General features: G+C 50.5%; 15 protein-coding genes. 11 read left to right on the plus strand and 4 right to left on the minus strand.

Going from position 1 to position 20,429, the window contains the following annotated elements; all coding sequences use genetic code 11:
- Window positions 1-4: 4 nt before the first annotated feature.
- The 7 genes from M1D70_RS15085 (at window position 5) to M1D70_RS15115 (ending at window position 5,869) form a co-directional block, all read left to right on the plus strand.
- Complete coding sequence (locus M1D70_RS15085) at window positions 5-655, plus strand: response regulator transcription factor (RefSeq protein WP_456290343.1); 651 nt, start codon at window positions 5-7, stop codon at window positions 653-655.
- A 335-nt stretch (window positions 656-990) separates the two neighbouring features.
- Entirely contained in the window at window positions 991-1,473 is a 483-nt protein-coding gene (locus M1D70_RS15090) for an RrF2 family transcriptional regulator (RefSeq protein WP_009592659.1), read from the plus strand.
- A 26-nt stretch (window positions 1,474-1,499) separates the two neighbouring features.
- A complete protein-coding gene (locus M1D70_RS15095; protein ID WP_456290344.1) occupies window positions 1,500-2,492 on the plus strand; it encodes an LLM class flavin-dependent oxidoreductase in 993 nt (330 codons plus the stop codon).
- A gap of 132 nt (window positions 2,493-2,624) precedes the next feature.
- Complete coding sequence (locus M1D70_RS15100; RefSeq protein WP_456290345.1) at window positions 2,625-3,362, plus strand: DUF4184 family protein; 738 nt, start codon at window positions 2,625-2,627, stop codon at window positions 3,360-3,362.
- Window positions 3,363-3,409: 47 nt separating this feature from the next.
- A complete protein-coding gene (locus M1D70_RS15105; protein WP_456290346.1) occupies window positions 3,410-4,264 on the plus strand; it encodes a protein phosphatase 2C domain-containing protein in 855 nt (284 codons plus the stop codon).
- A 118-nt stretch (window positions 4,265-4,382) separates the two neighbouring features.
- Window positions 4,383-5,582 carry an epoxide hydrolase N-terminal domain-containing protein gene (locus M1D70_RS15110; protein WP_009592679.1) on the plus strand — a complete coding sequence of 400 codons (1,200 nt, stop codon included), beginning with the start codon at window positions 4,383-4,385 and terminating at the stop codon, window positions 5,580-5,582.
- A gap of 116 nt (window positions 5,583-5,698) precedes the next feature.
- Window positions 5,699-5,869 carry a hypothetical protein gene (locus M1D70_RS15115; RefSeq protein ID WP_009592652.1) on the plus strand — a complete coding sequence of 57 codons (171 nt, stop codon included), beginning with the start codon at window positions 5,699-5,701 and terminating at the stop codon, window positions 5,867-5,869.
- Between the two features lie 150 nt (window positions 5,870-6,019).
- Here M1D70_RS15115 and M1D70_RS15120 read toward each other — a convergent pair whose 3' ends face one another.
- The 4 genes from M1D70_RS15120 to M1D70_RS15135 form a co-directional block, all read right to left on the minus strand.
- Complete coding sequence (locus tag M1D70_RS15120) at window positions 6,020-7,219, minus strand: Ger(x)C family spore germination protein (RefSeq protein ID WP_456290347.1); 1,200 nt, start codon at window positions 7,217-7,219, stop codon at window positions 6,020-6,022.
- A 1-nt stretch (window position 7,220) separates the two neighbouring features.
- Entirely contained in the window at window positions 7,221-8,750 is a 1,530-nt protein-coding gene (locus tag M1D70_RS15125; RefSeq protein WP_456290348.1) for a spore germination protein, read from the minus strand.
- A gap of 3 nt (window positions 8,751-8,753) precedes the next feature.
- Complete coding sequence (locus tag M1D70_RS15130; protein WP_456290349.1) at window positions 8,754-9,839, minus strand: GerAB/ArcD/ProY family transporter; 1,086 nt, start codon at window positions 9,837-9,839, stop codon at window positions 8,754-8,756.
- Window positions 9,840-10,423: 584 nt separating this feature from the next.
- Entirely contained in the window at window positions 10,424-12,481 is a 2,058-nt protein-coding gene (locus M1D70_RS15135) for a GxGYxYP domain-containing protein (RefSeq protein ID WP_456290350.1), read from the minus strand.
- A gap of 316 nt (window positions 12,482-12,797) precedes the next feature.
- On the opposite strand from M1D70_RS15135, the gene M1D70_RS15140 reads away from it, so the two are divergent.
- The 4 genes from M1D70_RS15140 to M1D70_RS15155 all read left to right on the plus strand — a co-directional run bounded on the left by M1D70_RS15140 (window position 12,798) and on the right by M1D70_RS15155 (window position 20,417).
- On the plus strand, window positions 12,798-13,946 hold the full coding sequence (locus M1D70_RS15140) for a GntR family transcriptional regulator (protein WP_456290351.1): 1,149 nt from the start codon (window positions 12,798-12,800) through the stop codon (window positions 13,944-13,946).
- 165 nt (window positions 13,947-14,111) lie between these two features.
- Window positions 14,112-16,343, plus strand: coding sequence for a hypothetical protein (locus M1D70_RS15145; protein ID WP_456290352.1), 2,232 nt, complete (start codon window positions 14,112-14,114; stop codon window positions 16,341-16,343).
- 24 nt (window positions 16,344-16,367) lie between these two features.
- Window positions 16,368-19,442 (plus strand): alpha-mannosidase, encoded by a 3,075-nt coding sequence (locus tag M1D70_RS15150; protein ID WP_456290353.1) that lies wholly within the window; start codon window positions 16,368-16,370, stop codon window positions 19,440-19,442.
- A 48-nt stretch (window positions 19,443-19,490) separates the two neighbouring features.
- A complete protein-coding gene (locus M1D70_RS15155; protein ID WP_009592660.1) occupies window positions 19,491-20,417 on the plus strand; it encodes an ABC transporter permease in 927 nt (308 codons plus the stop codon).
- The last annotated feature ends 12 nt before the right edge of the window (window positions 20,418-20,429 follow it).

Genomic DNA, 20,429 nt, shown 5'->3' on the forward strand with positions numbered 1-20,429 from the left:
AGAAATGTCAAGCATAAGCATACTCATTGCAGAGGATCAGACCATTGTCCGTGAAGGCCTAGAGACCATTATCAATATGGAGCCCGAAATGGAGGTCGTTGCTACGACGGACAATGGGCAGACCGCTTGCGAGCTGGTGGAGCAGTTGCGTCCTCAGCTTGTGTTAATGGACATCGAAATGCCGGTTATGAACGGAATTGCGGCAACGCACCAGATTAAGCAGTCCAATCCGGACACGATCGTGCTGATCCTCACGACGTTCACCGAAGAGGATTTCATTATAGAGGCACTCGCTAAAGGAGCATCCGGATATTTGCTTAAGGACTTTACGTCCCATAAAATCATCGCCTCGATCCGCGAGGCGATTCGTGGCGAGCTGATGCTCCCTTCGAAGGTGGCTGCAAAGTTGGCGGCCCGGTTAAGAACGACCGGAGTTCCACAGATTCCAGTGCAGAACTATAATCTGACCCCCAGGGAATTGCAAATTGCAAAGCTGATGACGGAATATAAGAACAACCGCGAAATCGCCGATATGTTATATATCACGGAAGGTACGGTTCGTAACTACATCAGCGTCATCTATGAGAAAATCGGCATGAATGACCGGACCAAGGCTATTCCGCTGCTCAAGCAGGCACTTAGGGATCCGGATTGATTAAGGCAAGAACACCGCTTTCAATGAAAGCGGTGTTTTTTTGTCATGTGTTTCTATGAGTATAGGGTTTGGCGGTCTTTCGAAACAGTTACTTCTGTCATATAAAAGCCATACACCTGTCATGCTTTAGTCATGATTCGGTCATATCCAAACGCGGCTGAACTAGGTCATGCCATCAGCACGCTCCCGTTCAGCATTTTATATGAGATGAACGCAAACGTTAGGTTTTACATTTGAACCCGGCTGATATATGATATAACGTGGATATTGATTATCCGCTTTAAAAATGAATAACATTTTAAACCAAATCCATATCGTAAAACGAGGTGCTGTTTATGCATATGAAAACCGGCGTGGAACAGTCCGTATATGCCCTGGTTCTGCTCAACATGCTGCCAGACAGAGCGGTGTTGCCCGGGGAAGCGATAAGCCAGCAGCTGGGAACTTCCGTGACCTATTTTCAGAAATTGTTGAGAAAGCTGGTAACCGCTGATCTGATCACGTCCGTTCCCGGCATCAAGGGCGGTTTCAGATTAAAGAAGAAACCTGAGGATATCCGAGTATACGACGTTTACCTCGCGGTGGAAGGACAGCAGTCCCTATACTCGTCCCACGGAATTCTCGTGGACATGCTCGACTTGCAAAAAGAAGAGAGCTGCTGCCTGCTATCCGATTTGATGGAAGAAGCCGAGTCTTCCTGGAAAGCTGTATTAAAGCGAGAGACTATTGCTTCGTTGTCGGAGGAAATGCGCGGAGAACGCTTTAAGGACAAGGTTAGCGCCTTGGAGGAATGGATCGGCAGCAAAATGGTCATCTAATCGAATCGAAGAAGGGAAGATATCATATGAGATTAAGCGTACTGGATCAAGCTCCCGTCACCAGCGGCAACACGGCGGAAAGCGCATTGATGAAAGCCGAAGAGCTGGCTGTTCTGGCCGATGGATTGGGATACAGCAGAATGTGGATGGCCGAGCATCATGGAGGACATACGTTTGCCAGCTCCGCACCAGAAGTGACGGCCGCCCGGCTTGCGGCAAAAACCGAGCGGATACGCATCGGCACCGGCGGCGTCATGATGATGCATTATTCGCCGCTGAAGCTCGCGGAAGTATTTAAGACGTTAAGCGCATTTACGCCCGGAAGGATTGATTTCGGCGTAGGGCGAGCGCCAGGCGGCGATACGAGTGCCATGTACGCTCTGTCCGAAGGGCGGCAGCTGATGCTTCATAACATGTATGACAAGCTCTCCGTCACCATGCAGCTTCTTCGCGACCAGGTGCCGGAAGATGAACTGTATGCCACGAATGCCGCCGCGCCTACGGGAGTCGCCCTGCCCGAAGTGTGGCTGCTCGGCTCCAGCGGCAACAGTGCGCTGCAAGCGGCACAGATGGGGATCGGTTACTCCTTCGCACAATTCTTCAACGGAGCGATGAGCATAGACATATTGGACCATTACCGAGATAACTTCCAACCATCCCCGTTCATGGAGGAGCCTGAAATTAACGTATCCTATATGGTGACAACAGCGGAAACAAAGGAAGAAGCGGAGTATGAAGCGCTGCCGCAGGATATTTTCCGGCTGATGATGAGCAAGGGCCGGATTACGCAGCTGATGACACCCGAAGAGGCTCAGAATGTATCTTTAACGGAAATTGACCGGATGGCGATCCAGGAAGGGCGCAAAATTCATCTGGTGGGAGCGGTAAAAGACATCGCGGCCCGCTTACAGGAAGAGCAAGCGCACTACGGATTCCAGGAAGCGATGATATGCAGCATTCCGCATTCGCAGGAAAAGCGGCTGGAGGTGTATCGCCTGCTCGCACGTGAACTGCTGTAAATCATGGTTTTGAGAGGGCAGGCGGAAGCCTGTCCTTTTTCGATTGACGAAAATATCGTATCCCTTAGATGCGTGTTGATGCTAGAATAGTAAAAAATCGTTTATACATAAAATCAGCAGTTAGGAGTAATTATGCCTTTTACATTCGCGCATTCCGTCATCACGATGCCGTGGTGGAAGAAGAAGTCGTTACCGGTGTCCGCACTCATTATCGGGTGCATGGCGCCGGATTTTGAATATTTCATCCGCTTTCGGGCGGCCGGCGTGTGGGGACATGAGGGTCCGGGTATTCTTTTATTCAATCTCCCCTTGATATTGCTGCTGTACGTTGTGTTTGAGAAGGTCATACGTCCGGTTCTGCACGTCTATTTACCTTCATGGTTCCCGTACCGCTGGCAGCGGGATGGCAAGCTTCCAGCCTCTCCAACTGGGTGGATGGCCGTAATCCTCTTAGGACTGGCAGGCGTTGGCACTCATCTGCTCTGGGATCAGTTCACGCACAAGGGAGCATGGATCGTCAATCAGATTCCGCTCCTCACGGAAATGCTGCATATCGGTACCGTACAAATTCCGGTGTATAAATTAGGCCAGCACGGCAGCACCCTATTAGGCTTGGTCCTGACCGCATGGTGGGTTCACCGTCATTTGTACGTATCGCCCACGAAAAGAGCCCATGCGAATCCGGTTAAAACCTTTTGGTGCGTATTCGTTGCGGTCTATATCCTCGTGATGTTCACAGCCATGATGACGGTTGCCGGAGGGGAGGGGCTGTCTTTTGTATTGCAGCTTGTCGTCCCGGCCATTAGCAGCTTTCTGATCGCACTGCTTGTAACTTGTCTCCTATTTTGGAATACGGCCAGGCGAAAATAACGAATCCAGCAAATTAACCAGAATTCATTGTGTAGGAGGGGGCCATTATGGTAACCATTGAGCAGTACACCCTTAAGGGGATCCATTTCTTAAATGAAGATGCACTTATGATTCATGAGCAGGCGGGATTGTATGGCGTGTTAGACGGGGTATCCTCCATAGTTCCTTACCTCAGCGACAAGAAGGAAACGGGAGGGTACCTTGCTGCTCAAGCAGTGAAGAACTATTTTGAATCATTGGATCAAGTGGAACAGCTTGCGGAGCATACTGCGGCAGCAAACGATAAGTTAAGAGAACTCATGCAGCAAGCCCATGTCGATATGGAGAAAAAAGACGGGCTCTGGGGAACGGCTCTTGCTCTCGTACGAATTCAGGAGGAACGCGTAGAATTTCTGCAGACCGGTGACTGCATGATCCTTGCCGTTTACCAGGACGGGGAGGTTCGGCCGTTAACCTGGAGACAAGTGGCTCATTTGGAAACTCCAGCCATCGCGAAATGGGAGGAAGGCGTGAATCAGGGACTGACCCGTCAACAAGAACTCCATGGCACGGTAATAGATATCATTAGGGAGAACCGCTTTAAGAGCAACGTGAATGGAGGCTACGGCGTCTTGAACGGGGAACCCCGTGCCGTTGATTTTCTCGAATACGGAAAAATCAATAGATCCCGATTAGCCCATCTAATTCTATTAACGGATGGTTTATTCTGGCCTGTGAACGATGTGCCGAGCGATCGACCCTATTGGGACTACATCGCGCAGCGTATACTCTTAAACGGCCTTGAACAGTATACGCATGAATTACAGGATATCGAAGAGGCTGACCCGGAGTGCTTAACCCATGCAAGATTCAAGAAATCCGATGACAAGACGGGCATGGTGCTTCATTTTAACGACCTATAGTTGGTCCATAAAGCATGCTCTTGCATTTATATTAAAAGAAACCCCGAAACACTGACATAAAGTCGTCAGTGTTTCGTTTTTATTATAAAGTAAAAACAGAAGAGCGAGGTAATATGAAATGCCTAACCATCAAGATGTAAGCGGGTATCCGCGTTCTGAAGCTTCCGTTCGTCCCTTCCACGTACACTTCCCTCAAAAGGATATCGACGATTTGCGGGCACGTATTGCGAATACGCGTTGGCCATCCCAGTTACCTGGAGGCGACTGGAAGCGAGGGATTCCGGTTGCGTATCTTAAGGAGCTCGCGGATTATTGGCTTAAGGAATATGACTGGCGCGAATATGAGCAGAAATTAAATGCGTTCCCGCAATTTATGACGGACATTGATGGACAGCCGATCCATTTTCTACACGTACGTTCCCCTGAGCCAGATGCCTTGCCATTGATCATGACGCACAGCTGGCCGAACACCGTTGCTGAATTCATGAATATCATCGGTCCTCTGAGCAATCCAAGTGCGTATGGAGAAGATCCGAAGATGGCATTTCATATCGTGGCACCTTCAATCCCCGGGTTTGCCTTTTCACCTTTTCCGCAAGGGGCCGATCAATCACCGTGGAGCATCAAACGTGTTGCCGGCATATGGGCCGAGTTGATGCACAGACTAGGGTATGATGTTTATGGTGCGCACGGTAACGATGCCGGTGCCTTAGTCTCTCCGGAGCTGGCTATCCTGGATGCTGAACACATGATCGGTGTACATATTACAGGAGGTCTGGGCATCCCCATGGGAGATCCGAGCGAACTGGAAGGAGCTAGTGAAGAAGAGCTAGCGGAAGTGACTCATTTGGCTGAGCTGTTTGCAGGAGGTAGTGGTTATGCCCCTTATCTGTCCAATCGGCCGCAGACGCTCAGTTACGGATTTCACGATTCCCCGGTCGCTGCGCTTGCATATCTTGCCGAGCGCTATAAGGAATTTGACGGATGGCCCAAAAACAAGGATGTTATCCCCCGGGAACCTATCCCTGCAGATTTGCTCCTTACAAACGCCACCATATATTGGTTGACGGAGACTGCAGCCTCCTCGTCTTGGACGTATTATGATGGGGCAGCCGGGATGCCGACAGATCAAACAAAGGTACCGACAGGGGTTTCCCACGGAGGAGGTTCAATCTTCCGGCGCATTGCCGAAGCCAAAAACAATATCGTGCATTGGTCGAATCTGGAAAGCGGCAGCCATATGGTTGCCATGTCCGATCCGGAGTCACTCGTTAAGGATATAAGAGCGTTTTTCAGCATGCTTCACCGCCAATCATAACGGTTTACAAGCATCCTCTATCATCCATACGCTTTAATAAGCGTGCTTTGCCTAACAACATTTTCATGTCCGAATCATATTTTATGGTAACGGCATGAAAGCGGGAGGTATGCAGTATGGGCCGAGGAGTGCAACGCAAACGAAGACAGCAAGGAAAATCCAACAAAGCTACGGTTAAACAATTGGCGTTTATCGCAGCCATATTGGTATTAATCGCCTCAGCCATAGGCCTCTACGTTGCTTATGATGACTTGTTTGAGGATGAAGGTGTGGAAATTATCGTGTAGCCAATCGCGTAGGAACAATTTTTTAAACAACGTTAATTTCATCTTTATCATATATGACATAGAAATACTATCTGCTTCAAACCAAAGGCAGCCGTTCTTGTTTCCAAGAACCGGCTGCCTTAATTATGGGTTCATTTAACCGGCAGATCGTCAGGAGTCAGCCTCTATTTTGGTCGTAGGCGCAGTGGGGCCATCTTGATGGGGGAGCAGTTTCATGCCGGTATGATCCAGATGGACTTCGACATGTACCGTTTCCAAAGAACCTGCATCCATCGATGGGAGAGACGACTGATGAATTTTTTTCCAAAGTCGGGTGTCTTTCTTAAACAACACGTGCTCCAAGCTGTACAGATCTGTTTTTGAAGCAATTCCATTCTTAAACGTAGATATAATCTCCTCCCGTACTTCCGCGGCCGCCCTTTTTTCCATTTCGGTCTTATTCATGTCGTCGAGCGCTTCTACCACGTTACCATTTAACTTCACGTTGATGCGGAATTGAGGCATTCCGTTGACAATGTTCATTTTCTTGCGAATTTTAGGATTCGACAAAACGACGATCCCTGCGTACTCACCGCTCTTATTTGTAATCATGACGTGGGAGCGTTTCGTATCGGTTTCCATCCAGCGTAGACCGGTGAGCTTGTCGCTGGTAAAAAAACCTTTCGATACGACCTCGGATATAGCGTATACTCCGTTAATCACAAGTTTCGGATTTTCTTTTTGTTTCAGGCTCCAGGTCCCTTTATCGATCGATAGATTAGGAAGGAGTACCGTGCTGGCCGGTTCGGTGATCAGCGCCATGAAATCAAAATATCGAATCGGTACGATATAGGATTTCTGTCTATACTCTTCCGAAGGTTCATGAGCTAACGTATTTAACGGGGAGAGATTGAAGAAAGCAGGAACATTAAATAATTGTTCGATGGAGTCTTTTGTTCCAAATACCCAGGGCGTCATACGAATTTCCTGATATCGGCCGATCGTATCCAATTTGGTTAGAACTTTCGATTTCAAGACGGTGTCACTGATGATAATACAAGAGATATGGCTCCAGCTTGTACGCATCTGCGCTGAATCATAGATGGCATTGACCGCCATGTCAAAGGTTTTGCCCCTAGTTTTGGAAGTCCATACTTGCGGTGGCTTTTCCGACTTTCCCGTTTCGCTTTTGGCTACGGACGTAAAATCCATCATCTGGGTGTAAACAACAAAATCACCGTCTTCTTGATCGATGCCGATGGCGGTGATGTAATTCATGTCTTGTATCTCCTTGATGTCCCAGCAGCCCGTTAACATATTGAGCATAACCGTTAACCATATTAATTTTAGGATATTGATCCAGTTTTTCATCTCACGTAGGTTCCCTTTCTTCAGAAGTGTTATCAATATTGTTCAGCATTTCCGGTCGTTTTTTGTTGAAAGCCCACGGTTTTTTCAAGAGGGAATTCATCAAATCCTTGAAGGTCAGCGGCGATAGAGGTGCAAGATACGGAAGTCCGAAGGATTCCAATACGGAGAGGTATGCAAGGAGACTGAACAGTCCAATAAAGAATCCGAGCATGCCGAGCAAGGAAGACCATATCAGCACATACAGCCGAATAATGCTGACCGTTCCGCTCAGCGTCTGATTGACCAAAGTAAAGGTTGCAACTGCCGTCGTCGCGGAGACTACGAGCATGGTCGGCGATGTCAGACCCGCACGTATGGCAGCATCCCCGATAATGAGACCTCCTAATACTGCAATGGTTTGACCAACGGCTTTAGGCAGCCTGACCCCGGCTTCCCTAAATAATTCGAACATGCCCAGCATCAATAAGATTTCCATCGGACCGGACAATGGGAGCCCGAAACGGGAAACGGTAACGGTTGCCAGCAGCAGAAATGGGAGCTGATCCATGTTGTAGCTTGTCAGCGCAACCCAAAATCCCGGCAGCATAATGGCGAGAGATAAGCCTAATAACCTTAGAAGCCGTTCAAATACCACAAAGTGGTAAGGAAAATAGGAGTCTTCCGGCGATTTTAACAACTCCAGCAAGTTGCAAGGCGCAATCAATGCCATCGGCGACCCGTCCACAAGGATGACAAAACGACCTCTAAGCAAGCATTCCACGACAAAATCCGGCCTTCCAATGTAATCCATGAGCGGAAACAGGGAGAGGGTCGAATCGGAAAGTGCCTCCTCCAGCTGACCGCTGGTTACTAGCGCATCGACTTGGATGCCTTTTAAGCGCATTTTTGCCTCGTTGATGACTTCGGGTCGTATGATATCGGAAATATACAGAAGGGCTACCCGGGTCTGGCTGCGATCGCCGATCATCATTTGCTCATTGTGGAGCGTAGCCGTTCGCAATCTTTTTCGTACGAGTGCCACATTCATGTATATATCTTCCGTAAATGCATCTCGAGCCCCTTTAATGGAGACCTCCGTATTGGACTCTTCTGGTTGTCTATTGGGAAGCGAGGCGATATCGATGGAATAAAAGCATTTCTCTCGTGAAAAAAATAGGATCATACGTCCCGCGAACAGGAGCTTAACGACATCGGCAGGCTGCTTCAATTTGCTCCATTCCATCGATTTATCCAGTTCTCTGGCTAAAGGCTCCCAATCCCTGAAGTGTTCCAGTTTTTCTTCCAGATCCGGCAGCACATATTGGGTCATCACCATGGCATCAACCATTCCTTCGCTATACAGCAGCACTACGGGGATAGCATCTTCATGCTTTCCCGGGAAAGATTTGATGATGACATCCGCGGAATTGGCAAACATGGATCGCAGGGCTTCCTCATCCAAAGCGTCGGATGCGGGCTCACGGTCCACGTCGAACGGGGGTTGTTTCTTTTTTCGGCGGAACATGCTATTTCGAGTTCTGTAGTTTGACATCTTCTACCCACCTTTGGTATTTGCTCGAAATGTGACAGCAATGGCAATCAACAGCGTCAGTGCGGAGAGGAAGACCAGATAGGACGGCGAATATTTGCCCAACACGAATAATTCGATTTGCCGATCGATAACCGGGATCAACGAGATGATAGATATGGCAACACCCATCCCTAACACATACCACAAGCGCCGTTTGGGTTTTTTAAAGGGAATACCGTCCGCCATGATAAACAGGAACAGCGAAATACGGATTAATGTCCCCGATATCCATTGGTACAAAGCCAGAAAATCGACATGGGTTATATATTTCGTAATGGTGACCAGCATCCACTGCTCGTAGGCAGGATAGCGGGATTCCATCGCGGGAATTGGCCCGAATGCGGCGATAGCTCCCATCAACGGTCCGAGGGTGAGCCCTCCCAGCAAAATAGACAATATGACGATCGAGAGATATTTCATTCTTCGTTTCATGTGATGCTGAAGATAGATCAGCACAATCATCTCCATGAATCCGCCGCCGGCCACGAGCATGCTCTTGAGCATGGGCGTATAACCTTCCAGGAATAGGGGGGTCAACAATGAATAGTCCTTATATTCCAGATTCGACAAGGCCACAAAATGCCCCAATACCCATACAATCGGAAGCAGGATTCCGGAGATGATGGCGATCGAGCGAATACCGTTGTTCGCTACATAAACGCACAGCAGCATAATGGTGAGCGAAATGACGGTTTTGGGCGTTGACGGCAGATAGGTGACCCGAATCCATGTCGTCGTTTCTCTTATGATGACCATGGTCATCCAGAAAAAATAGAGCGTTGTTATGCTAACGAAGATCCAGCCAATCACGGGCCCGAAGCTGTCTTTGAACCATGCGAAAATGGATTGTTGACGGGTCCGCTTCATAATGAAAAACAAGATGTACACCCAGCCAATATGCAGGATTATAGTTAGCAGTGTGCCCATCCATGCGTCCCGGCCCGCTTTCTGCAGAAGAAGCGGGATCAGGACAACGTGATTGGTGATGCCCAGGGACAGCAGCATGATGAAGTAAACGTCGAGCAGGGAAATCTTTTTAGTAGCGGCCATAATACTAATCTCCATATGAGGGAATACATGCTAATTCGATACAGTGAGTATTCACCATTTGCCGTATTTTATGTATGGAGCGAGGAAGCACAGCCGTAATATGCATGCGAATCGTATGGGGGAGAGGATCTTATCACCATGTGATTGTCGACTGCAATAGAGTAGGGAAGCGAATCGGACATCAGATCGGCTGTCGAAACGATGTGGTTTTTGCGATTACCCAAGAAATAATTTATCCTATTTCCAGGCTCCGAGCAGGAAAGGCATCATTTTTTCCTTTTAAGAGGTGAAGAGATGAAATGGTGCGGGGAGAGACAGAGTACTTTCTGAAGGCAGTAGGATATTATAGGAGGCACAGCTCAGATTGCATGAAAGACAAATGGACTCATTAATTAACAACATTAATTAATCAATTAATTCATGGAATTAATTATATTTAATTAATGATATTAACTATATATAGTGAATGCTGTGAAATATATCGACAGACCCGGGGAGAAGCGATAATAAAACAGGCAGCTCAGACCCCATTGGATGGGGCCTGAGCTGCCTTAAGAAATAGGCGGTTGTTTAACCAGAAATCATTATTTCTTGCTTGCCGGCAAGCCGTAGCTTTCACGGATCAAAGAGAAATAGTGATCGGCGCGTACAACTTTGAAGTCTGCTCCAAGCTGTTCGGTTAGAGCCAGCGCATCCGATGGAGTCATACTCCAGGCAAGCATGCCGAGGGAAACGAAGAGCGGTGACTTGCCGTCCCAATTCGCTTTGGCCTCATTCAGGACCTGCAATCCGTCCTGCACGGTGCTGATCCCGCGGATCGTTGACACGGGCAGGCTGTCGCCAACGATTTCAACCCCGTATCTGTCTTCATAGCTAATAAATAAACCGGGTACGTTATATTCCTCCTCATATGCTTTTGCTTTAAACGGAGATAACGGCACATTCTGACTGTCGACTCGATTCAGAACATAAGGAATCGTCATTCCCGTCTTTTTCAGGTATTTCTCGGTAGACCGCAAGAACTGCTGAAAGCTTGCATCCGGCCAAGGGCTTGGGTAAAAATATCCTGCACCGGACGGCCCGGCAATCAGCAAATCGTTCTCTGTTGCCGAGTTGAGATAATAATTCAATATCGCTGGAGCACCTTCATAGAGCAGCGGGCTGGAGGTCCAGTTGATCGGAACTTTGCCGCGAGCCGGGTCATCCCACATGACGCGCATGCGATGCTGATTGTATTGGAAGTTGTCGCCTTCCGTAAAAGTATACGTTACGTAAATCTTGTTCTCCAGGTCCGGCTGTGGAGGTGTTTTCGCCAGTTTGAAATTCGGCTTGGTTCCCGAAAAGACGGTCAGATTGCTGAACCAGTCGGCCGCCAGAACATAAACGCCATAACGGGAAGCGATCTCGACGGAACTGAACTCGCCTTCCACATCGTTGCTGAACCAGCCGAGATACGGGGTTCCCGGCTTCACATCAGACAGGATTTTTTCGAACAGCGCTTTTTGCTCAGGCACATTGGAATCCAGCCAGAAGACCATCGCTTTGTTGGCTACGGCGTAATCTCTTAAGTAACCATAAGGTTCCTGCTGCTCAGCGGATAGCGGACGGATATTTCCAGCTGAAACCTTATACTGGTTCCACATATCCACTTCGGCGGTCAGGTTCTTGGTTCCGGCAGGAGGGGTGAATTCGTACACAAAATAACTGCCGTTATCGGCGAAGCGGTGACCGCCCTGTCCTTCACTGAACTTGGAATTTTGCCGATCATATAGATAGGTCTCTTCTTCCGGTGTACCTGCGATGAAACTCGCAATCACGTTGCCGTCGGCCTTAACCGTTACTTCGTGTACGGCAGGGCCCCAGCCATCTTGGGTGAAAGCATCGTCGAACCGAAGATATACCTCTGATTTTCCCAAGAGGGAGGATAAATCAAGCTGGTAAGCATCACGATTGCTTGCATCGCGAATCTGCTCCTTCTCCTCTGCAATCGTCACGAACGATTCCGGCAGACCCGAAGGAATTCGGATCGCCGTATCCGGATCCAGTCCGACTAACATCTGATGATTCGTCTGTTTCCACAGATTCTCGTACTGCCAGGTGTAAGCTTCGAGCCGGTTATCGAATTTGCCGCGCAGATCGTCCAGCGTCTTCAAGTTATAAGGGGCTTTGGACAATTTGGCGGCCAGCTCCGGGCTGGCAACGACAGCCTTTTTCAGTCCTGCGAGGGTGGTGGCGACATTAATCGTGTCGGGAACTTCCGGATCATAAACAATCATGCCTTTGGCTTCGCCTTGATAAGCAGCGAATACGTCCCAATAATCTTCATGAAGCGTATAAGGCACGTTTATATCTTCAAGCCAGGTCATTTTCCCTTCTTCCTGGGACTCAATCAAATAGATTCGGGGCTGTTCCCTGTTAACGATTCCCTGCAAGGTCCCTAACAGCAATTTAATGTCACCTGGAGCATCATAAATATCTGCGGCATCCAAATGCTTCGGTTTCTTGAAACTTGGCAGCTCGCGGTTATTGGAGCCGTCGGGTTTGGCTGGCCGTGCATCCGTTCCCGAAGCATAAGCTGCGCCGCCGCTTAATGAAAAAGCACAAAGGATGGCTAAACAGAGAATCGTGAATCTACGGGCCATGGCGAATTCACTCCTTGTTATGTTCTGTTGTCAACTGGAAGCGCGTGCTAATCCGTAAACATCCAACCTCCTTTTTTCGGTACCATACCGTGCAGCACACTGCTTACCAACACATATTTAATATATTCAAATATCCCTTTACAAGAGGTTCGACAAAACTTCCTATAATTCTTGCAAATCAGGCATGTTAAACGCTATCGCATCAAGGGTGTTGTCGTCACAGTCGTTGTCAGCTCATGCTTGTTTATTGCGCTTGTATGTGTAAGGATATATTATATATTTCAAATATCATGAATGAATTGGTGATGTGATTAGAATGAGTACAAATGATCGAATTCCGTTGTATCAGCAAATCCAGGACTATATCCGACACGTCATAGCATCAGAAAATATGAAGCCCGGTGATCGCATTCCGACAGAGAAGGAGCTGATGGACCAGTTTCATGTCAGCAAGATCACGGTTGCCAATGCACTGACGGGATTAGCGAATGAGAAATTGATTGCCCGCGTGCCGGGCAAAGGAAGTTTTGTTGCAGAAGAGGCGGACTTCTTACCCGGAGCGCAGCCGTCGGCTTCGTCACACAAGGGAAGAGAGAGGACGCTGGCAACGGGCATGATTGGCGTGATTATGCCCACCATTCATGATTACTTTGCCATGAGACTCATTGAGGGGATCGAGCAGGCTCTGAGTGACGAAGGTTACCGCAGCATGATCATGCTGACCGACGGCAAACTCGACAAGGAAAAAGACGCCATCAAGGATCTGAAGGCTCTCGGAGCCGAAGGCCTGCTGATTTTCCCGATCGACGAGGAGAACTACAACGAGGAGATACTGGGCATGAAGCTGTCCGGTTTTCCTTTTGTGTTGATCGACCGCTATTTGCCTGGTGTCGAGACCCATTATATTGCCGCCGATGGAAGGCGGGGCACCAGGCTCGCCGTTGAGCATTTATGGGAGCTTGGGCACCGGGATATCGCCATCTGCTCGGATTCTCCACTTCAGACCGTTACGGTTCAGGAGCGGATCGAAGGGTATATCGATGCATTGAAGGACAAAGGCGCGCTCATCAATCCGGCGCATATGATTACGGATTTCAAACCGCTGAACGTGCTTAAGGATGCGGAAGCCCACCCGTTATACCGTTACATCCGAAATCGCATGGTAACCGCCTATATTTCGCTTAACGGGAGACTGGGCGTGCAGATCTATCAGATGGCAAAGCAAGCGGGGCTCAAGGTGCCTGAGGACGTATCGATCGTCAGCTTTGACGATCCGACTTCCATCGTGGAGGAATTCAGCATTTTTACCCATGTCAAGCAGTTTGAGCGGGATATGGGATATCAAGCCGCCGGAAAGCTTCTGGAAGTGCTGCGCGGCTCAGGTGAAGCCAAGAGTTACAGCAAATTGCTGATTGAGCCCGAGCTTGTGATCCGCCAAACTTCCGGCCAAGTTCCACGAACTTAAAATACACGCCAAGAATAAGCCTTTTCCGTCATTCAACGGAGAAGGCTTTTTTGGTTTGTCCAAAAAACATATTGAATATATTTATATTATATATTATATTCTAGAAAATGATGGAGCTTCTTGATGTGCAAGTACATGTAACTTGAGCAGGGAGGTATAAAAAACGTGCCGAGAGATCGCAGGGAAGAACGAACCGGGTTTCAAGAGTCTGCGCCGTATCACCCCGACTATGATCTTCAGACAGACTTCGTGATGGTTTACGGGATTGACGAAACCATGCCTGAGCGGATTCGGAAATGGAAAGAGAAAGGTTACGTCGTCCATCTCATGACCGGAGTCGCATGGGGGCAATACAACAGCTACCTGGATGGGGAGGTAGACGGCGCAGCCCATTGGGATGAAGCCCAGATGGATCGCCATGGGGAAATGATCCTGCATGGCAAGCAACCGGTCATTCCTTACATGGTGCCTACGATTTCCTTTGGCCGCTTTATCGCGGACCGAATACGCATCGCGGTGGATGCGGGCGTGGAGGCCATTCATCTGGAAGAGCCAGAATTTTGGGTGAACGGAGGTTATTCGGAAGCGTTCAAGCGGGAATGGCAGCTGTATTACAAGGAGCCATGGATTCCGCCACATGCTTCACCGGACGCACAATACCGGGCTTCCAAATTGAAAGCGTATTTATATGCTCGCGTGCTCGACCGGTTATGCGCAGAGATGAAGGATTACGCGTTAAAGCGCTATGATCGGATTCTTCGCTTTTATGTTCCGACCCATAGTCTGATCAACTATACCCAATGGCGGATCGTCAGTCCGCAATCGGCGCTCGTGGAGCTACCGTCCATAGACGGGTACATTGCTCAGATCTGGACGGGGACCTCCCGGACGCCGAATGTATATGAAGGGCTGCGCAAGGAACGTACGTTTGAAACCGCTTACCTCGAATACGGCGTGATGCAGGAGCTGGTTCGGGGAACGGACAGACGCATGTGGTTCCTGCATGATCCGATCGAAGACAATCCGAACCACACGTGGGCGGATTACAAGCAGAACTATCTAAAAACCGTGGTCGCTTCATTGCTGCATCCCGGGGTCTCCCATTATGAAGTCTCGCCATGGCCGCGGCGAATCTTTAAAGGGACTTACCCTTCCGAGGACGGCTCTGGCAAAGAGTCCATCCCGTCCGACTATGCAACGACGCTGATCCAGGTCATGCATACGCTCGGCAATATGGACCAGAAAGTGAACGAACCGGAGGAAGACGCCTTGCAAGTCGGCGTTCTCATCGCAGACTCGGCCATGTTTCAACGAATGAAGCCTGAGCCGGAGGCGCCAGATGCCGGGAAATATGACGGCACGGACCCCGAAGGATTTCAGGAATCGGGGGACACGGAGCTTCTCGATTTCTCTCCTTTTTACGGTCTGTCGCTGCCGCTGTTGAAGCATGGCATCCCGGTGCGCCCGCTTCAGCTTGATAACGTAAGGCGATATCCGGGTTATTTGGCTCCTTACCGCGTCCTCGTATTGAGCTATGAATTCTTCAAGCCGGAATATCCAGACCTTCATAATGCTCTCGCGCAGTGGGTGCGGGACGGCGGCGCCCTAATCTATGTCGGCGATGACAGCGACCCGTACCATAAAGTACGCGCTTGGTGGAACAAGGAGCTCGGGGGCGGATCATTCAGCTCGAAGTATAATTCCCCGCGGGAGCATCTGTTTGAGCAGCTTGACCTGAAGGAAGCAGCGGAAGGTATCCATCAGGCAGGAAAAGGCGTCGTATGCTGGCTGAATCAGCATCCGGCCGACCTGACCTTGTCGAAGGAAGGGGCAGACCGGCTGCGCCGCTCCGTTCAGGCCACGATGGAGGCACTTCTCGGCACGGAATCGCGGTGGCATTCCAAGCATTATTTCAAGCTGTTGCGCGGTCCTTATATCATCGCTTCGGTTCTGGAGGAGTCGGTCACCGATGAAGAACTGACGATCTCAGGTCCTGTCGTGGACTTGTTCGATTCGAAACTCTCCGTCCATGATCAGATTACGATAAGCCCCGGGAAACAAGCGCTTCTCTATGATGTTGAAGCCGGACGTCCTTCCGGAGGCAAGGTTTCCGTCATCGCAGCCTCTTCCAGAATCGAGGAGCTTGAACAATCGGACGCCGGGTTCCGATTCACGGCCAAGGGACCGGCCAATATGCAGGCCAGCGCGAGGCTGTATTGTCCGACCGAGCCGGCATCCGTTCAGTACGTCATCGGGAATCAAACGATGCCTGCCGTCTGGGTATGGGATACGGAGTCGTTAACCGTCCTGCTGCAGTACGAACATGGCGCCGCGAACCAGGCCGTGATTCAGGTTGATTGGAATACCCAATCCGTGCCGGAACCTGCAGCCGACTGAGGCAATAGAGAGGAGCGAATCATCATGCCATACGAACCTATAAGGCCTGAGCCGTTAAAACAAATGCTAAACAAACTCCGGGAAGCCATATATGAGCCGGTTGCCGAGTTGGACGTGACGGCATGGGTTACGCCTGAGCCTGTATCGTACATGGATCGCAAGACAGGAACGAAAATGACGCTTGTCCATGGCCAGCGATGGGGCAGCTTGTGGGACTGTGCCTGGTTCCGTTTTGCCGGCAGCGTTCCGGAGCATAGCCGGAAGGAGGACCTCGTCCTCCTGCTGGACATCAACGGCGAGTTGTGTTTGGCGGATCCGAACGGATCGCCAGTACAGGGATTGACCACCGTGAATTCGGAATTCGATTTTTCCTTAGGGCTCCCCGGCAAGCGTGTCGTCCGGCTTCATGACATGTTCTTGACCGGATCCGATATTGAAGTATGGGCCGATGCGGGCAATAACGATCTCTTTGGCAAATACCAGGGAGGAACTTTGAAAGAAGCTGTCATCGCCATCTGCCGGGAAGATATCCGGAGCCTATATTACGATGTCGAGGTACTCTTGGAAGCTGCCGAGCACCTCCCGACGGGATCCGCGCGCAAAGAGAGAATCTATCAGGCGCTGTATGACGTTTCGCTGCGGCTCACGGATTTCTCGCCGGAGCGCATCGCGAAGGCGAAGAAGAAGCTGGCTGAACCATTGAGCCTGAAGGGCGGCGATCCTGTCTTAACAATCAGCGCCGTGGGTCACGCGCATATCGATTTGGCCTGGCTGTGGCCGATCCGCGAAACGATCCGGAAAGGCGCCAGAACGTTCTCGACCGTGCTTCGCATGATGGAACGCTACCCGGACTACGTGTTCGGCGCAAGCCAGCCCCAGCTATATGATTGGATGAAGCAGCATTATCCGGCACTGTATGAACAGATCAAGGAACGGGTGCGTGAAGGAAGATGGGAACCGCAGGGAGCCATGTGGGTAGAATCGGATACCAATGTGCCGGGCGGGGAATCACTGGTTCGTCAGATCTTGTACGGCAAGCGATATTTTCAACAAGAATTCGGGTTGGAGATGAAATCGCTCTGGATGCCGGACGTGTTCGGTTACTCCGCCAGCCTGCCGCAGCTGCTCAAGAAGTCCGGCGTGGATTACATGATGACCCAGAAGCTCTCTTGGAGCGAGTACAATCGGCACCCTCACCATTCCTTCCTCTGGGAAGGCATCGACGGCTCCGCCGTTCTGACCCATATGCCTCCTGAAGATACGTACAACAGTCCGGCAGCCCCACGTTCCATCGCCAAGGCAGAGCGGGAGTATTTGGATAAGAACGTATCCGGCCATGCCTTGATGCTCTTCGGCATTGGAGACGGCGGCGGAGGTCCGGGCGAAGAGCATTTGGAACGGCTGGCTCGCGAGAAAAACCTGCTCGGTTTGTCTCCCGTCCAGCAAGAGCCTTCGTGGAAGTTCTTCGAACGGTTGAATGAAGAGCGGGAGTCGTTCCAGACATGGCGCGGGGAGCTCTACCTGGAGAAGCATCAAGGAACCTTGACCAGTCAGGCGCGGAGCAAGCGTTACAACCGGAAGATGGAGAAAGCGCTGCGCGAGCTGGAGTTTGCTTCCGTGCTGGCAGCCCGGCTGGGGCGGGCTTATCCATCCGAGACGCTGGAGACGATCTGGAAGGAAGTCCTCCTGTATCAGTTCCACGATATTCTTCCGGGATCTTCGATCAAGCGGGTATACGATGAATCGCTGGTGCGGTATGAAGAGCTGCTTGGGCATACGGAGACCATGATTGCCGATACCTACAGCTATTTAGCTAATCATATAGCACACAATGAAACGGCTTCCGCGCAAACCGTCATCTTCAATTCGCTGCCTTGGGAGCGACGAGAGTGGCTGCGCATGAACGGACGCTGGCATCACGTGCAGGTTCCATCGATGGGATACGCCGTTTTATCGAATGACGCCGGCCTGGAAACGGAAGAAGAAGCCGCATCCTCCTCAGAAATCTTGACTAAAACGCCAGGGGCGGACGCAGACGCTGCGGCTGAAGGACGAAGCCTGGAGAACGACAAGGTCATCGTGACATTCGACCCGAACGGAGCAATTCTATCGGTTCTGGATATAGCGGATAACCGCGAAGTCATCCAGCAGGGACGATTAGGCAACGATCTTCGCGTATATCATGACGTCGGGGACGCATGGGATTTCCGCCATGACTATGCGGCGAATCCGGGTACACCGTTACACCTGCTGAGCATGCGGGAGCTTCGGGACGGTCCGAGAATCGGGCTTGTCTTCGAGTACGGTTACGGGGAGTCCTCGCTGACCCAGACCGTCGTGCTAACGGCGGGCAGCCGGCGAATCGATTTCGAGACGGACGTCGATTGGAGGGAGAACGGCAAGATGTTAAGAACGTCGTTCCCCGTGAATGTACGCACGGACCAGGTTCACTGCGAAATCCAGTTCGGCAGCCTGAGCAGACCGACCCACCGCAATACGTTGTGGGATTTTGCGAAGGATGAGATCTGCGCACATCAATGGGTGGACTTATCGGAGCCGGATTACGGCGTCGCGCTGCTCAATGATTGCAAGTATGGCCATCGCGCCATCGATAACGTGCTGGATCTCCATCTGCTCCGCAGCAGCTCTTATCCCGATCCGGAGGCAGATCGCGCGGAGCATCGTTTCACGTATTCGTTGTATCCGCACCAAGGGAATCATGTGCAAGCCGAAATCTACCGAAGAGGCCATGAACTGAACGTCCCGCTTCGCACGATGTCCTTGCCTGAGGTATCGGATCAGGTGACAACAAAGCTGCCTCCATCACAATCGTTTATCTGGCCTGATCATCCGCACATCATGGTAGAGTCCGTCAAAAAAGCCGAGGATGGCGACGATGTCATCGTTCGTCTGTATGAAGCTTCAGGAACGCACGCGAACACGTCGCTTCGGCTTGGGTTTGAAGCCGCCGAGGCCTGGATCGCTGATCTGATGGAAAACTGCCTTACGCAGCTGCCGATGAACGATCCGTCCGAGGTCACGCTATCGTTCACGCCGTTTGAAATCATCACGCTGCGCCTGAATGTACCAGAACTATAGAGGACGGGGCGGCATCGCCGCCCCATGTTAGAAAGGAGAGGTGGGAATGTGAACAAGTCACGTTGGACAAGCAACCGAATATTCAAACGAATTTGGCAGCACAAGCTCTTTTACTTGTTCATGCTGCCCGGCATCGTCTGGTTTTTTCTATTTTCCTATGTGCCCTTATACGGAATTCAAGTTGCCTTCAGGGACTACACCTTCATAGGCGGATTTACAGGCAGCCCTTGGGCCGGGTTCAAGTACTTCGAACAATTCTTCAATTATTATCAGTCCGGGGACATCATCCGCAACACGGTCATCATCAGCCTCATGAAGCTGCTGATCGGATTTCCGATGCCGATCATTCTTGCGCTCCTGCTGAATGAAGTGCGGAAGATGAAATTCAAGAAGACGATTCAGACCCTGTCTTACTTGCCTTATTTCGTTTCCTGGATCGTGGTCGTCACCTTGATGCAGCGGCTGCTGACCCCATACGGCGGTCCGGTCAATGACCTCTTGGGGTCATTCGGGGCCGAATCGATCCAGTTCCTAAACAATCCAACCTGGTTCTACCAGATGATTGTAGGTTCCGATATCTGGAAGAACATCGGCTGGAATTCGATTATCTTTATGGCCGCCATTGCGGGCATCGACCAGCAGCTTTACGAAGCTGCCAAGATGGATGGCGCGGGGCGCTTCAAGCAGATGTGGCACGTGACGCTTCCAGGTATCCGCAATGTGGCCATCATCTTGTTCATTCTCGCGGTGGGCAATCTGATGAGCGCGGGGTATGAACAGCTCCTGCTCCTGAACGGACCGGCGACTGCCAGCATGGGCAGCGTTCTGGACGTGCACGCCATCAATTCCGGTATCCGGGAAGGACGCCTCAGCTATGCCGCGGCCGTCGGGCTATTCCAAAGCATCATCGGGCTCATCCTGGTTCTGACGGTCAATCGGATCGCCCGCAAAGTCAGCGATGTATCCCTGTTCTAAGGAGGTGACGTA

It is taken from the genome of Paenibacillus sp. AK002, assembly GCF_053903045.1.

Coding starts and splice junctions, on each gene's coding strand:
- M1D70_RS15085 (WP_456290343.1), top strand. CDS start 5: ATGTCAAGCATAAGCATACTCATTGCAGAGGATCAGACCATTGTCCGT.
- M1D70_RS15090 (WP_009592659.1), top strand. CDS start 991: ATGCATATGAAAACCGGCGTGGAACAGTCCGTATATGCCCTGGTTCTG.
- M1D70_RS15095 (WP_456290344.1), top strand. CDS start 1,500: ATGAGATTAAGCGTACTGGATCAAGCTCCCGTCACCAGCGGCAACACG.
- M1D70_RS15100 (WP_456290345.1), top strand. CDS start 2,625: ATGCCTTTTACATTCGCGCATTCCGTCATCACGATGCCGTGGTGGAAG.
- M1D70_RS15105 (WP_456290346.1), top strand. CDS start 3,410: ATGGTAACCATTGAGCAGTACACCCTTAAGGGGATCCATTTCTTAAAT.
- M1D70_RS15110 (WP_009592679.1), top strand. CDS start 4,383: ATGCCTAACCATCAAGATGTAAGCGGGTATCCGCGTTCTGAAGCTTCC.
- M1D70_RS15115 (WP_009592652.1), top strand. CDS start 5,699: ATGGGCCGAGGAGTGCAACGCAAACGAAGACAGCAAGGAAAATCCAAC.
- M1D70_RS15120 (WP_456290347.1), bottom strand. CDS start 7,219: ATGAAAAACTGGATCAATATCCTAAAATTAATATGGTTAACGGTTATG.
- M1D70_RS15125 (WP_456290348.1), bottom strand. CDS start 8,750: ATGTCAAACTACAGAACTCGAAATAGCATGTTCCGCCGAAAAAAGAAA.
- M1D70_RS15130 (WP_456290349.1), bottom strand. CDS start 9,839: ATGGCCGCTACTAAAAAGATTTCCCTGCTCGACGTTTACTTCATCATG.
- M1D70_RS15135 (WP_456290350.1), bottom strand. CDS start 12,481: ATGGCCCGTAGATTCACGATTCTCTGTTTAGCCATCCTTTGTGCTTTT.
- M1D70_RS15140 (WP_456290351.1), top strand. CDS start 12,798: ATGAGTACAAATGATCGAATTCCGTTGTATCAGCAAATCCAGGACTAT.
- M1D70_RS15150 (WP_456290353.1), top strand. CDS start 16,368: ATGCCATACGAACCTATAAGGCCTGAGCCGTTAAAACAAATGCTAAAC.